Origin of the sequence: Nocardiopsis sp. EMB25 (assembly GCF_026797795.1) — a bacterium.
Lineage (GTDB): Bacteria > Actinomycetota > Actinomycetes > Streptosporangiales > Streptosporangiaceae > Nocardiopsis > Nocardiopsis lucentensis.
This window is the reverse complement of sequence record NZ_JAMTDN010000001.1, coordinates 5,049,074-5,063,127: the sequence shown is the minus strand read 5'-3', so window position 1 is coordinate 5,063,127 and position 14,054 is coordinate 5,049,074. Positions and strand designations below refer to the sequence as shown.

At 69.8% G+C, this 14,054-nt stretch carries 12 protein-coding genes; 6 read left to right on the top strand and 6 right to left on the bottom strand.

The window, feature by feature from the left end; genetic code table 11:
* Positions 1-4: 4 nt before the first annotated feature.
* The 6 genes from rsmG to rpmH form a co-directional block, all read right to left on the bottom strand.
* Positions 5-733, bottom strand: coding sequence for a 16S rRNA (guanine(527)-N(7))-methyltransferase RsmG (rsmG, locus tag KIK06_RS22335; RefSeq protein ID WP_026127975.1), 729 nt, complete (start codon positions 731-733; stop codon positions 5-7).
* A gap of 351 nt (positions 734-1,084) precedes the next feature.
* A complete protein-coding gene (locus tag KIK06_RS22330) occupies positions 1,085-1,573 on the bottom strand; it encodes a Jag family protein (RefSeq protein WP_017600680.1) in 489 nt (162 codons plus the stop codon).
* Positions 1,574-1,716: 143 nt separating this feature from the next.
* The gene (gene yidC / locus KIK06_RS22325) at positions 1,717-2,667 is read right to left on the bottom strand and encodes a membrane protein insertase YidC (protein ID WP_017600679.1); all 951 of its coding nucleotides are present in this window, start codon (positions 2,665-2,667) and stop codon (positions 1,717-1,719) included.
* A gap of 28 nt (positions 2,668-2,695) precedes the next feature.
* Positions 2,696-3,010, bottom strand: coding sequence for a membrane protein insertion efficiency factor YidD (gene yidD, locus KIK06_RS22320; protein WP_017600678.1), 315 nt, complete (start codon positions 3,008-3,010; stop codon positions 2,696-2,698).
* Entirely contained in the window at positions 3,007-3,480 is a 474-nt protein-coding gene (gene rnpA / locus KIK06_RS22315) for a ribonuclease P protein component (RefSeq protein ID WP_268644960.1), read from the bottom strand. The genes yidD and rnpA overlap by 4 nt, the downstream gene beginning before the upstream one ends.
* Positions 3,481-3,614: 134 nt before the next feature.
* The gene (gene rpmH / locus KIK06_RS22310) at positions 3,615-3,758 is read right to left on the bottom strand and encodes a 50S ribosomal protein L34 (RefSeq protein WP_013155858.1); all 144 of its coding nucleotides are present in this window, start codon (positions 3,756-3,758) and stop codon (positions 3,615-3,617) included.
* Between the two features lie 476 nt (positions 3,759-4,234).
* Between rpmH and dnaA the strand changes: the two genes are divergently transcribed.
* The 6 genes from dnaA to gyrB all read left to right on the top strand — a co-directional run bounded on the left by dnaA (position 4,235) and on the right by gyrB (position 13,985).
* Positions 4,235-6,520, top strand: a complete 2,286-nt coding sequence (gene dnaA / locus KIK06_RS22305) for a chromosomal replication initiator protein DnaA (protein WP_442789789.1) — start codon at positions 4,235-4,237, stop codon at positions 6,518-6,520.
* A gap of 1,045 nt (positions 6,521-7,565) precedes the next feature.
* Positions 7,566-8,705, top strand: a complete 1,140-nt coding sequence (dnaN, locus tag KIK06_RS22300) for a DNA polymerase III subunit beta (RefSeq protein ID WP_268644958.1) — start codon at positions 7,566-7,568, stop codon at positions 8,703-8,705.
* A 105-nt stretch (positions 8,706-8,810) separates the two neighbouring features.
* Entirely contained in the window at positions 8,811-9,716 is a 906-nt protein-coding gene (gnd, locus tag KIK06_RS22295) for a phosphogluconate dehydrogenase (NAD(+)-dependent, decarboxylating) (RefSeq protein ID WP_268644957.1), read from the top strand.
* Between the two features lie 126 nt (positions 9,717-9,842).
* On the top strand, positions 9,843-10,976 hold the full coding sequence (recF, locus tag KIK06_RS22290) for a DNA replication/repair protein RecF (RefSeq protein ID WP_268644956.1): 1,134 nt from the start codon (positions 9,843-9,845) through the stop codon (positions 10,974-10,976).
* 70 nt (positions 10,977-11,046) lie between these two features.
* Positions 11,047-11,559 (top strand): DUF721 domain-containing protein, encoded by a 513-nt coding sequence (locus KIK06_RS22285; protein ID WP_017600671.1) that lies wholly within the window; start codon positions 11,047-11,049, stop codon positions 11,557-11,559.
* Positions 11,560-12,047: 488 nt separating this feature from the next.
* Positions 12,048-13,985: a DNA topoisomerase (ATP-hydrolyzing) subunit B gene (gene gyrB, locus KIK06_RS22280; protein ID WP_083924289.1), complete on the top strand. Its 1,938-nt coding sequence runs from the start codon at positions 12,048-12,050 to the stop codon at positions 13,983-13,985.
* Positions 13,986-14,054: the final 69 nt, after the last annotated feature.

Below are 14,054 nucleotides of genomic sequence, written 5' to 3'. Positions count from 1 at the left end.
GAGTTCACCTCTTCCGTCCGCGCTTCTTCTTGCCGCCCCGCCCTTTCCGGGGTCCCGCTGACGGGGGCGGACCACCCTCGGATGTCACCGTGACGCGAACGACCGTGGTAGCGGGATCGACTTTACCCCGGCCCACCCTGATCACATCGCACTCACTCGGGCGCAGTTTCGCAACGTCGTCACGCGCGGCGACCAATTCCGCCTCCGCCTGCTCGCCCTTGAGCGCCAACAGACTGCCGCCCTTGCGCAGGAGCGGCAGCGCCCAGCCGGCGAGTCGTGGCAGCGGAGCCACGGCACGGGCGGTCACGAAGTCGGTGTACAACTCGCCGTGCGCCTCTTCGGCACGCCCGCGCCGCACCACGACGTTGGCCAGGCCGAGGGTCTCGACCGCCTCGTTCAGGAAGACCGTCCGTCGCAGGAGCGGCTCCAGGAGCGTCACCCTGATGTCGGGGCGCAGCAGCGCCAACACCAGACCGGGCAGACCGGCGCCCGAACCGATGTCGACCACCTCCGCCCCCTCCGGGAGCAACTCCTCCACGACAGCGCAGTTGATGAGGTGCCGCTCCCAGAGGCGGGGCACCTCGCGCGGGCCGATCAGCCCCCGCCGCACACCGTCGTCGGCGAGAAGTTCGGCGTAGCGCCGTGCCTTCGGCAGCGTGTCACCGAAGACCGCCTCCGCCGCGGTCGGCGGGGCGGGCGGCACAGCGCCGGGCTCCTCAGCGCCCGAGGTCATCGGTCACCACCTGTCGGAACTCGTCCATCATCACTTCCAAGACCGGGCACGTCCTCCGGATCCGCCGCGGCGCGTCGACCGACGGCGCCTCCGGCGCCCGACGCGCCGTCGACACGCGGCGGGACGGCCCCTCATGATCCTATGGTCGTGGGACACCATGGTTTCACGTGAAACATGCGCCCACCCCGAGGTGTCCCCCCGATCACGGGTCGGCGCGGCCGACCGCGCCCTCAGGCGCTTTGTCGACCCGTCGATTTCTCCCCCTGTCGACGCACCCCCACACACGACGAGGGGGCGATGTTTCACGTGAAACATCGCCCCCTGCGTTCCCGCCCGGAGCGGGAGGACGTGTCAGTCGGCGGGGTGGACCACCACGTAGCGGTGGGGCTCCTCGCCCTCCGACTCGCTCCGCAGACCGGCCGCGGCGACGGCGTCGTGCACCACCTTGCGCTCGAACGGCGTCATCGGCTCCAGCGGCTGGATCTCGCCGGTCTTGTTCACCTTCTCCGCCGCGTCGGCACCGATGCGGGTGAGCACCCTGCGGCGCTCCTCGCGGTAACCGCCGATGTCGAGCATCAGCTTGCTCCGCTCCCCCGTGACCCGGTGGACGGCGAGTCGGGTCAGCTCCTGGAGTGCCTCCAGGACCTCGCCCTGGTCGCCGATCAGCTCGTCGAGCGTCGCGCCCACGACCGAGACCATCGCACGGTCACCCTCGACGTCCATGTCGATGTCACCGTCGAAGTCCGCGATGTCGAGGAGACCCTCGATGTAGTCCGCGGCGATGTCGCCCTCGTTCTCCAGGGCCTCGATGTCGATCTCGGGCTCGGGCGCCTCAGCCACCGCTACTCCACCGCTCTCTTCCTCACTACGTCCCACAGCGTTCCCGTCTCCTCATCATTCACGCCCTGACCGTCGTACGCCTCAGGGGCTGTGTCGCCTGCGCACTTCGTTAAGATCCTCCGCGGCCGACGTGACGGCGTCCCCTACTGGGAACCGCCGCCACCGCGCTTGGAGCGCGGCTGCTTCTTCGGCTGCTTGCGTTCGATCTTAGGCTGTTCCTTCGGCTCCGGCGTGGATTCGGCGGCCTTCTTCCGGCCGAGCATGCCCTTGGCCGGACCGTTGGAGGGAGTGCCGCCGGACTTGGCGCCCTCGGCGCCGGGGGCGCCGGGGGTCGGCTGGTTCTTGTAGAGGAAGTGCTGCTGCACCATCGTCCAGACGTTGGAGGTGACCCAGTAGACCAGCACACCCACCGGCATCATGAGACCGAAGAGCCCGAACAGGGGCGCCATGTACATCATGATCTTCTGCGTCTGCATCATGGGGTTGTCCGGCATCTGCGTGGTGCTGCGCTTGATGCTCTGACGCATGGTGAGGAAGGTCGTCGTGCCCATGATGACGCACGCGATCGCGATGACGACCTTGGCGAGCACGGGGTTCGTGGCGCCGAGGGCGAGCAGCTCCTCGGGGGAACTGTTGAACTGGGCGGCGATCGGCGCCTCGAAGATCAGCGCCTGACGGGCGCTGTCGGCCAGTTCCTCGGAGAACCCGTACTGGGCGTTGCCCTCGGCGACACTGCGCAGAACACTGAACAGGGCGAAGAAGACCGGCATCTGCAGGAGAAGCGGAAGGCAACCCATGATCGGGTTGGTGCCGCTCTCCTGGTAGAGCTTCATCGACTCGCGGTTCAGGCGCTCCCGGTCGTGCTTGTAGCGCTCCCGGAGCTTCATGATCTTCGGCTGGATCTCCTGCATCTTCCGCTGCGTGTTCATCTGCTTGACGAACAGCGGAACCATGAGAAGCCGCATGAGTACGGTGAGCAGCAGGATGGACAGACCCCACGCCCACCCGCTGTCGGGATTCAGACCGACGAAGGTCAGACCCTCATGGATCCTGGCCAACGTCCAGCCGACGATGTTGTAAAGCCAGTCGAGCACCGGCCAACTCCTATTTGCCTCGGTTCAGCTACTGGTCCCCGGGAGCGGGTCCGGTGCCTCCGGCTCCGCCCGCCGACTCCTCGGTCCCGGAGTGCCTTCGCCCCTTCGGCGGCGGCACCGGGTCGAGACCCCCCGGGTTGAAGGGGTGGCAGCGGGCGATGCGCCGGGTTCCCAGCCACAACCCCCGCAGGGCCCCGTGCACGCGCAGCGCCTCGACGGCGTACGCGCTGCACGAGGGGTAGAAACGGCAGACCGGGGGGAAGAGCGGGCTGATGAAGCGCTGGTAGCCCCGGATCGGGAGGATCAGCAGCCGTGCGAAAGCCGTCGGTCTGTGCTCGGTCATCGGCCCGTCCGTTCTCCGCCCCCATCCGGGCGGCGCCCGGGCACCGTCCCGTTCCCCGTCGGCGCGGCCGCCGACGCGGGCGATCCGCCTCGGCCCCGCCGGCGGCGGGACGTCCCTCGGGGCCGCATCGCCGCGGCGATCGCACTGTCGAGTTGCGCGTCCAACTCCACCTGCCGCGCCGTGGCGGCGGCGGGTTTGGCACGCACTACCAGCAGGCTACCGTTTGGCAGAACGGCCAACCGGGTCCGCATCACGTGACGGAGGCGGCGTTGGACCCGCTTGCGGACCACCGCTCCCCCGACCGCTTTGCTCACGACGAAACCGACGCGCGGCGGGTCCGCGGGTTCCGGGCCGTCCGGAGGAGGGGGAAGGTAGACCACGGCCACGTCCCCACGCGAGGCGCGGCGTCCCGAACGCATGACGGAGCCGAACTCGGAGCTACGGCGCATCCGGTTCCGCGACGACAGCATGGGCACTCCCTCCGGGACATGGGGCGTGTACGGCGGACATCCGTCCTGACACGCCCTCGGGCCTCGTCCCACGACAAAGGGACCGGCCGGCGAGAAGGCCGGACGGTCCCGAAGAACTTGGGGCTGAGTGTGGCCTAGTGGCTCACGGTCAGCGCGGCGCGCCCCTTGCGGCGACGCGAGGCGATGATGGCGCGACCGGCGCGCGTACGCATGCGCAGCCGGAAGCCGTGGACCTTCGCGCGACGCCGGTTGTTCGGCTGGTACGTACGCTTGCTCACTGCTGGCTCCAGGGGCGTGTCAGGAAAGTACTACGACAGACCCCCAAGCATATGCGGGGCCTCACGGTGCATGAGCCGAGGCCGCGCCATCGTGTGGACACGGGCGCAGACAGATCATCGGCATAAGCATAAAGAACATACGACCAGGCCGGGTCGGGGTCAAATCAGACGGCTCTGCGAGCCTGTCCCGACTTCCGCGGGAGACGGAACCAACGGTGGCGCGGGCCACGCCCGGGACGCGCCCAGGACACGTGCCACGCCCTGTGGACAACCGGTTGTCCACAGGGCGTGGCACGTCCACATCCCACTCGTCCTGTGGATAACCTCAACCTGTGGATAACTCGCCCCTCGCCCTCTCCCAGCCGCTTCAGCGAACCGAAGGCCGCGGTTTACACAGCTTGTGACCTGGGATTTGTGGATAACTCAGCACTGTGCACAGAGATCTGCCATCCTGTGGATAAACCTGTGTACAACCTGTGGACAACAGGCTCGAGCTGTGGATACCCAGACGCGAACGCTCTCAGGCCACCGTGGTCGGAGTGCGGTTGTCCACAGGCTGGCGAGCGGTCGGCGCACCGTTCGTCCACAGCTCCTCCTGCCCCGGCACCCCCGGAGGGGGAGGACAATGGAAGTTCGTTCCGCGCGCCCGCGAGGGGCCCGCGCGGAACCATGACCGACAACACACCGCCAGGGGGTGTGCATCCGCCGTACCCGCCCCTGGGACCCCCGGTCAGGGGCGCCCGGGGTCTCTCCGTCCCCTCCCGCTCCAATCCGCACCGAACAGATCCGCACCGAAGGGACAGCAACCATGGCAGGTCACCGTGGCTGACGCACAGGTCAACCTCGCAGTGGTCTGGTCCAGCGTGCTGGACGGGATCGACAACGACTCCCTGCCCGCGCACCAGCGCGCCTGGCTGCCCCAGACCCGTCCGCTGGGTCTGATCGAGGACACCGCGCTCATCGCCGCGCCGAACGAGTTCACCAAGAAGGTGCTGGAGACGCGGCTCTACCCGGCGATCAGCCGGGCGCTCTCCGCACACCTCGGCAGGGACATCCGGGTCGCGGTCACGGTCGATCCCACGGCCGTGCCGACCCCGCCGCCCTCACCGGCGGCCCCCCCGGCCGAGCCGACCGGTCGGCACTCGCGCCCTGGACCGGCGCCGTCACCGGCCCAGGTCCAGCCGCGCCCCGAACCGGGACCGGCCACACCGCCACACCGCGCCCCCGAGGCGGCACCGGCGGCGGACGACGGTCTGAACCGGGGTGACGTGCTCGGTCCCGCACCTCCGGCGGAGTCCGCGCCGCCCGTCCCGGGGCCGCCCGTGACCGGACCACCCGCGCCGGGAGGACCCGCTCCGGCGGGGGGCGCCCCCATGCCCGCCGTGCCCGAGCCGGAGCCCCGCCCGGCGTGGCCGTCCACCTCGTGGGAACAGCCCGCACGACAGAACTCGTGGCAGCAGACGACCTGGGACGAGGCGGCGTGGGACCAGCCGAACCGCTGGGAGACCCCCCAGCGGGAGGCGACCCCGCAGACCACCGCCGCACCGGACTCCCCCGAGGTCCCGGCCGCTCCACAGGCGCACCCGGTGCCGGCCGAGCAGGGGCCCGCGCCCGACGCCGAGGCGCCCACGGAGCCCCCCGCCGGGAGGGAGGGCCCGGAGGAGGCGCACAAGGACGCCCCGGGGGCTCCCCCCGGCCGCTCCCCCGAGGTGCCGACGGGTGAGCACGCCCGGCTGAACCCGAAGTACACCTTCGACACGTTCGTCATCGGCTCCAGCAACCGGTTCGCCCACGCGGCGTCGGTCGCCGCCGCCGAAGCGCCGGCGAAGGCCTACAACCCCCTGTTCATCCACGGCGGCTCCGGACTGGGCAAGACCCACCTCCTGCACGCCATCGGGCACTACACGCACCGGCTCTACGAGGGCTCGCGCGTGCGCTACGTCAGCTCCGAGGAGTTCACCAACGAGTTCATCAACTCGATCCGGGACGGCAAGGCGGACGGATTCCGCCGTCGGTACAGGGATATCGACGTCCTCCTGGTGGACGACATCCAGTTCCTGGAGAACAAGGAGCAGACGCAGGAGGAGTTCTTCCACACCTTCAACACGCTGCACAACTCCGACAAGCAGATCGTCATCTCCAGCGACCGGCCGCCCAAGCAGCTGACCACGCTGGAGGACCGGATGCGCAGCCGGTTCGAGTGGGGCCTGCTCACCGACGTCCAGCCGCCGGAGCTGGAGACCCGGATCGCCATCCTGCGGAAGAAGGCGGCCCAGGAGGGGCTGGCCGCCCCGCCGGAGGTGCTGGAGTTCATCGCCAGCAAGATCTCCACCAACATCCGGGAGCTGGAGGGAGCGCTGATCCGCGTCACCGCCTTCGCCAGTCTCAACCGGCAGTCGGTCGACCTCGACCTGACCGGTCAGGTCCTGCGCGACCTCGTCCCCAGCACCGAGGTCCCCGAGATCACCGCCGGGGCGATCATGTCCCAGACCGCCGCCTACTTCGGGCTGAGCGTCGACGACCTCTGCGGGACCTCCCGTTCCCGTGTCCTGGTGACCGCCCGGCAGATCGCCATGTACCTGTGCAGGGAGCTCACCGACCTGTCCCTGCCCAAGATCGGGCAGCAGTTCGGCGGCCGGGACCACACGACGGTCATGCACGCCGACCGCAAGGTCCGCGCGCTGATGGCCGAGCGGCGGTCCATCTACAACCAGGTGCACGAGCTCACGAGCCGGATCAAGGACCAGCCCCCGCTGGCCTGATCCGGGGAGACGCGTCGGGGGCGGGCCGCGACGGCGGGCCGTCCCCGACGCGTTCCACGCCCCTCCCCCGTTCCCTCCCCCTCTCGCCACCGTCCCGCGCGGGGTTATCCACAGGTTCTGGGGACAACCGCCGACGCTGGACGGATTCGGCGCGTGATCCGCCCGAAGGCACCGCACCGATCACCCCCGCACGGTTTCCCCGCCCCTGTCGGGCTTGTCGCTTCTGTTGCGCTGCCCACACGCCGGGCGCGGGCGCTTCCACCAGCGTGTTCCGTCCTCATCCGCACAGGCGCGCGCAGGGGGCTGTGGACAAACCTGTGCACAACCCCTTCGTCCTGGTTCGTGAGGTCTGTGCGGGGGCCCGGAAAAAAACTTCTCGACTTTCTTGGCCGAGTTATCCACAGGATGGGGGTCAAATCTGTGGACAACCATGTGGATAACCTGTGGACAAGTGGCTCTGAGTTGTGGGTAACCGGGGGTGCTCCTGTGGACGCGTTGCCCGACCATCGGGTCATCGAACCACCGTCTGCTGTGGACAACCCGGGGGAAAACTGTGGACGCCGCTGTGGACAGAGTGTGGACAACCTGTGGGCGACGTCGTTCGTCCACAGACGACTCGAGTTACCCACAGGGTCATCCACAGTGCCTGTGGATAAAAAACTCCAGTCTGACCTGGGATAACAGTGGTTATCCACACTATCCACAGGCCCTACTACTACTGCGCACCTTCATTAACCCAGATGTGGCTTCACAACAGCTCCGCGGAAAATCTGTGGACAACTCGCCGATCAGCGAGCGACGCGGGACCCTCCCCGAGTCGTCAGCGACAGCGGTGGAATCCGGGTAACGTGTGGTCTCGCCCCTGTCCACCGCCGCCCGATCCGAGCGGCGGCCCCATGGGAGCCGAGGCCGCCCCGGCGGTGCCGGCGCACGCGCTCGCCGCGACGGTCGCCCACTCGTGCCGGAGCCTCGGTCGACCCACCCACGAGCTGCAACGTTGAGGCTTCGACCGGTCCTGCCGGTCGTGCGGAAAGTGAGTCGGAAAGTGAAGTTCCGGGTCGAACGCGACGTACTGGCCGACGCAGTCGCCTGGACCGCGCGCACACTCCCGACGCGCCCCTCGGTCCCGGTGCTCGTCGGCGTCCTGCTCGACGCAGGTGAGTTCGACGGCCGCCAGCAGGTGCGGCTGTCCGGCTTCGACTACGAGGTCTCCACCCAGGCCGCGATCGACGTCGAGGTCGAGGAGCCCGGTACGGTCCTGGTCCCCGGCAAGCTCCTGGCCGAGATCACGCGCAACCTTCCTCCACAGCCTGTGGAGATTTCCACCGACGGGGCCAAGGCCGTCGTGACCTGCGGCAGCGCCAAGTTCACGCTGACCACCATGCCGGTCGAGGACTACCCGACCCTTCCCGAGATGCCCGGGGTGAGCGGCACCGTCGGCAGTGACGCCTTCGCCGCCGCCGTCAGCCAGGTCGCCGTCGCCGCCGGACGCGACGACACGCTGCCGATGCTCACCGGTGTGCGGGTCGAGATCGAGGGCGAGACCATCACGCTCGCCTCCACCGACCGCTACCGCCTGGCCGTGCGCGAGCTGACCTGGAAGCCGGAGAACCCCGAGCTGTCCGCCGTCGCGCTCGTCCCCGCCAGGACGCTGCACGACACCGCCAAGTCGCTCACCTCGGGCGCCGAGGTGTCGATCGCGCTCTCCAGCGGCGAGACCGGCGACGGCATGATCGGCTTCGAGGGCGGCGGCCGCCGCACCACGACCCGGCTCCTGGACGGGGAGTTCCCCAAGTACCGCGCGCTCCTGCCGGACAGCTTCAACACCGTCGCCGAGATCAGCCGCGCCGAGTTCGTCGAGGCCGTCAAGCGCGTGTCGCTGGTCGCCGAGCGCAACACCCCGCTCCGGCTGGCCTTCAGCCCCGGCAGCCTGGTCCTGGAGGCCGGAACCGGCGAGGACGCCCAGGCCGTCGAGGTGCTGGAGGCCGACCTGGAGGGCGAGGACATCCAGATCGCGTTCAACTCGGGCTTCCTGCTCGACGGGCTCGGCGCCATCGGCACCGACACCGCGCGCCTGAACTTCACGACCTCGACCAAACCGGCGATCCTCACCGGCAAGCCCGCGGAGGAGGGTGCGGACCCCGAGTACCGCTACCTGATCATGCCGGTGCGCCTGTCCGGCTGATCCGGAACCGGTTCGATTGACTTGCGTCTGCCGTACCGCGTCCGCGGCCACCGCCCGGACCGGACGGCGCCAACGTGTCCACAGGCGGCGAAGGGGAGCACTGCCATGCAGCTCGGAATGATCGGTCTCGGCAAGATGGGCGGCAACATGGCCGCCCGGCTCCGGGAGAAGGGCCACGAGGTCGTCGGCTACGACGTGACCTCCGAGGAGCGGGACGTGGCGAGCCTGGCGGAGCTGGTCGACCGGCTCGACACGCCGCGCGTCGTGTGGGTGATGGTCCCCTCCGGTGACCCGACCGCCGCGACCATCAACGAGCTCGGCGGCCTCCTCCAGGAGGGCGACCTGGTCATCGAGGGCGGCAACTCCCACTACGTCGACGACCGGGCCCGCGCCGAGCAGCTCGGCGCCAAGGGCGTCGGCTACCTCGACGTCGGCGTCAGCGGCGGTGTCTGGGGCCGCCAGAGCGGCTACGGCATCATGGTCGGCGGCCCGGCCGCGGACGTCGAGCGCGCCCGACCGGTCTTCGAGTCGCTCACCCCCGACGCGGGCGGCGGCTTCGTGCACGCCGGCGCCGTCGGCGCCGGACACTTCGTCAAGATGGTCCACAACGGCATCGAGTACGGCATGATGCAGTCCTTCGCCGAGGGCTACGAGCTCATGACCGCCTCCGGGATCGTCGACGACGTCCCCGGCACCTTCGAGAGCTGGCGCGAGGGCACGGTCGTCCGCTCCTGGCTGCTCGACCTGCTCAGCCGCGCCCTGGAGGAGGACCCGGACCTGGCCGAGCTGCGCGGTTACGCCCAGGACTCCGGTGAGGGCCGCTGGACGGTCCAGGCCGCCGTCGACCACGCCGTCCCCGCTCCCGCGATCACCGCCGCGCTCTACGCCCGCTTCTCCTCACGCCAGGACGACAGCCCGGCGATGAAGGTCGTGGCCGCGCTGCGCAACCAGTTCGGCGGTCACGCCGTGACCAAGTCCGGCCCGGACCCCCGCACCCCCTCCAGGGACTGACCGGCACAGCCCCGGGAGCGCGCCCGCCCGCCACCCGTCCCGACCGACGGCTCGCGGCCTTCCCATGAGCGCACCTGGGACCCCCGCGCCCGTGATCCCGCGCCACCGTCCCCGGAGGAGGGCCGGATGTACGTTTCCCATCTGCAACTGGTCGACTTCCGGTCCTACGAGGACGCCCTACTGGAACTGGACCCCGGCGTGAGCGTGTTCGTCGGGGCCAACGGCCAGGGCAAGACCAACCTCGTCGAGGCGGTCGGCTACGTGGCCACGCTCAGCAGCCACCGGGTCTCCTCGGACACCCCGCTCATCCGGCGGGACGCTCCCCGCGCGATCATCCGGGCCAAGGTCGTGCGCGACGAGCGCTCCATGGTCGTGGACCTGGAACTCAACCCGGGCCGCGCCAACCGGGCCCGGATCAACCAGGCCGCCGCAGGTCGGCCCCGCGACGTCCTGGGGATCCTCCGCACCGTGCTGTTCGCCCCCGAGGACCTGGCCCTGGTCAAGGGCGACCCGGGCGAGCGGCGGCGCTTCCTCGACGACCTGCTCGTGGCGCGCGCGCCGCGGATGGCGGGTGTGCGCTCCGACTACGACCGGGTGCTCAAGCAGCGCAACGCCCTGCTGAAGTCGGCGTCCGGGCGGATGTTCCGGCAGCGCTCGGCGCCGGACCTGACCACCCTGGAGGTCTGGGACACCCACCTGGCGGAGGTCGGCGCCGAACTGCTGGCGGCGCGGTTGGCGCTCGTGGCGGAGCTGCGGCCGCTGATCGCGCAGGCCTACGCGGGGCTGACCGACTCCGGCGGCCCGGCCGTTCCCTCCTACCGCTGCTCGGCGGATCCCGACGGGGGTGAACCGCCCGCCGACCGTCCACAGCTTGTGGACATCCTCCGGTCCGCCCTCGGCCGGGCGCGGGAGCGCGAACTCCAACGGGGCGTCAGCCTCGTCGGTCCGCACCGCGACGAACTCCACCTCCAGCTCGGCGGCCTGCCCGCGAAGGGTTACGCGAGCCAGGGGGAGTCCTGGTCCTACGCCCTGTCGCTCAAACTCGCCGCGTTCGACCTGCTCAGGGCGGACGGGGACGACCCCGTCCTCATCCTCGACGACGTGTTCTCCGAACTCGACAGCGAGCGCCGCCGGCGACTGGCCGAGCGGGTGCGCGGCGCCGAACAGGTCCTGGTGACCGCGGCGGTGCCCGATGACATCCCCAAGGAGCTGGACGGCGTCCGGTTCGCGGTGGGCGCGGGGGTGGTCGGACGTGAGTGACAGCCGTCCGCGGCCCGTTGATCCCCGAGCGTCCCTCGGCGGCGGACTCGGGAGCGTGCGTCCACAACCTGTGGACGGCGGCCCGGGGGGTGCGACGGGCCCCGTCGCGCACGCGCCCGAACGGACTCCGGCGGCCCCGGCCACTCCGGCGGCCCCCGCCGTCTCCGGAGCCGACCTCGCCCGGCAGGCGCTCGCCCGTGCCCGGGCCGAGGCCCGGGATCGCGGAGCGACGCCCCGCGGAGCGCCGCGCGCTCGCAAGCGTGGCCGGATCCGGTCACGCAACGAGCCCCAGCTGTTTGGCGACGCCGTGCGGACGTGGCTGATCGAGCACGGGTGGCAGGAACAGGTGGCGATCGGCGGGGTGTTCGGCCGATGGTCGGACATCGTTGGCGAGTTCAACGCCCAGCGGCTCCGCCCGGAGAGTTATTCGGACGGTGAACTCGTCGTGGTGGCCGATTCACCGACGATGGCGGCCCAAGCGCGATCGATGGTGCGTGATCTCATGCGCCGTTTGAACGAGGAGCTCGGCGAGGGGACGGTCGTCTCCATCAAGGTGCGGGGGCCCGGGTCCCGCCGTCGTTGAGGACTCCGCTCGGGGGCGCACCCGTCGGATGTTTCCGTCCCGGGCGTGGCCCTGAGGAATGTTTTCGCAGGTCAGAGTGGTTCCCGGAGGAGGATCTCCGGCGGTTGGGAATTCCGGCGGGCCGGGCCGCGGCCACCGGACCGGAGGCCGGGGCCAGTCGCCCAACGGCCACTGAACCGCTCCGGGACTTGCGCGAGGGGCCACCCGCGTGTAGGGAGTCGGCTCCCTCCCTGAACGTTCGTTGGCGAGCGGCACAGCGCCGTGAATGCTCCTTTGTCGTATGGCGCGGGGTATCATGGAGTCGGTTCTTCAGATGCCTGTAGCCGGTCCCACGCCCCCAGGAGAGGGTGGGCGGACGGCCCGTACGGTGATGTGGTGATCCCCCTGGTGTCGCGGTATGCCGACCCCTTCGGTCACCGCCTCCGCGGGCTGACCGTCGTCCGCTCGGCCACGGCCGGCAGGCGTCCCCAGCAGGAGGGTGTTCCCACTTGGCCTACGACGCTCGATCAATCACGGTCCTTGAGGGGCTTGAGGCAGTACGCAAGCGCCCAGGGATGTACATCGGTTCCACCGGTGAGCGGGGCCTGCACCACCTGGTCTACGAGGTGGTCGACAACTCCGTCGACGAGGCGCTGGCAGGGCACGCCAGCGCCATCGAGGTGACCCTGATGGCCGACGGCGGCGTGCGTGTGGCCGACAACGGCCGTGGCATCCCCATCGACCTCCACCCCGTGGAGAAGCGCCCAGCCGTCGAGGTCGTGCTGACCACGCTGCACGCGGGCGGCAAGTTCGACGGCAAGTCGTACGCGGTCTCCGGCGGTCTGCACGGTGTGGGCGTCTCCGTCGTCAACGCGCTGTCCACGGCGCTGGACGTGGAGATCCGCAAGGACGGGCACGTGTGGACGCAGCACTACGAGATGACCGCGCCCACCGGAGACCTGGTCAGGGGTGAGGAGACCGACGAGACCGGAACCCAGATCACCTTCTGGCCGGACGGCGACATCTTCGAGACCACGGTCTTCACGTTCGAGACCCTCGCCCGCCGGATGCAGGAGATGGCCTTCCTCAACAAGGGGCTGTCCATCACCATCCGCGACGAGCGGCCCGAGCACACCGACGGCGGCCCGACGGTCAACACCTTCCACTACGACGAGGGCCTGTCCGACTACGTCCGGCACATCAACGCCAAGAAGGAGCCGGCGCACGCGTCGATCATCTCCTTCGAGGAGGACGGCGACGGCATCTCGGTCGAGATCGCCATGCAGTGGAACCAGTCCTACACCTCGTCCGTGCACACCTTCGCCAACACGATCAACACGGCGGAGGGCGGCACCCACGAGGAGGGTTTCCGCTCCGCGCTGACCACCCTGGTCAACCGGTACGCGCGGGACCAGAAACTCCTGCGGGACAAGGACGACAACCTCACCGGTGACGACATCCGCGAGGGCCTGACCTCGATCATCTCGGTCAAGCTGGCCGACCCGCAGTTCGAGGGCCAGACCAAGACCAAGCTCGGCAACACCGAGGCCAAGTCCTTCGTCCAGAGGGTCACCAACGAGCACCTGCGCGACTGGTTCGAGCGCAACCCGGGCGAGGCCAAGGACATCGTGTCCAAGGCCAGCCAGGCCGCCCGCGCCCGGATCGCCGCCCGCCAGGCCCGCGACCTCACCCGCCGCAAGACCCTGCTGGAGTCCACCTCCCTGCCCGGCAAGTTGTCCGACTGCCAGTCGACCAACCCGGAGGAGTGCGAGGTCTACATCGTCGAGGGTGACTCCGCCGGCGGTTCCGCCAAGGGCGGACGCGACCCGCACCACCAGGCGATCCTGCCGATCCGCGGCAAGATCCTCAACGTGGAGAAGTCGAGGATCGACCGCATCCTCAAGAACAACGAGGTCCAGGCGATCATCACCGCGCTGGGCACGGGCATCCACGAGGACTTCGACGCCGACAAGCTGCGGTACCACAAGATCATCCTCATGGCCGACGCCGACGTCGACGGCCAGCACATCCGCACCCTGCTGCTCACCCTGCTGTTCCGCTTCATGAAGCCGCTGGTCGAGGCCGGTCACGTCTACCTGGCACAGCCGCCGCTGTACAAGATCAAGTGGGACCAGCGCGGCAGCGACGCGGGCTACGCCTTCTCCGACGCCGAGCGCGACCGGGTCATCGAGGCCGGGATCGCCGCCGGGAAGAAGGACCCGCGACCGCGCGACATGGTCCAGCGCTTCAAGGGCCTGGGCGAGATGAACGCCAACGAGCTGTGGGACACCACCATGGACCCCGAACGCCGGGTGCTGCTCCAGGTCAGCCTGGAGGACGCGGCCCAGGCCGACGAGATGTTCAGCGTGCTCATGGGCGAGGACGTCGAGTCCCGGCGCTCCTTCATCCAGCGCAACGCCAAGGACGTCCGCTTCCTGGACATCTAGGTCCGTGCCGCCCTGGTCGCGCCCGCGGGCGGCGGCCGGGCGGGAGAACCACGCTCAACGAAGCTTCAT

Bases quoted from the DNA above. Each gene is read 5' to 3' on its own strand.
- rsmG (WP_026127975.1), bottom strand. From the start codon at position 733: ATGACCTCGGGCGCTGAGGAGCCCGGCGCTGTGCCGCCCGCCCCGCCG.
- yidD (WP_017600678.1), bottom strand. From the start codon at position 3,010: ATGACCGAGCACAGACCGACGGCTTTCGCACGGCTGCTGATCCTCCCG.
- rnpA (WP_268644960.1), bottom strand. From the start codon at position 3,480: ATGCTGTCGTCGCGGAACCGGATGCGCCGTAGCTCCGAGTTCGGCTCC.
- gnd (WP_268644957.1), top strand. From the start codon at position 8,811: ATGCAGCTCGGAATGATCGGTCTCGGCAAGATGGGCGGCAACATGGCC.
- recF (WP_268644956.1), top strand. From the start codon at position 9,843: ATGTACGTTTCCCATCTGCAACTGGTCGACTTCCGGTCCTACGAGGAC.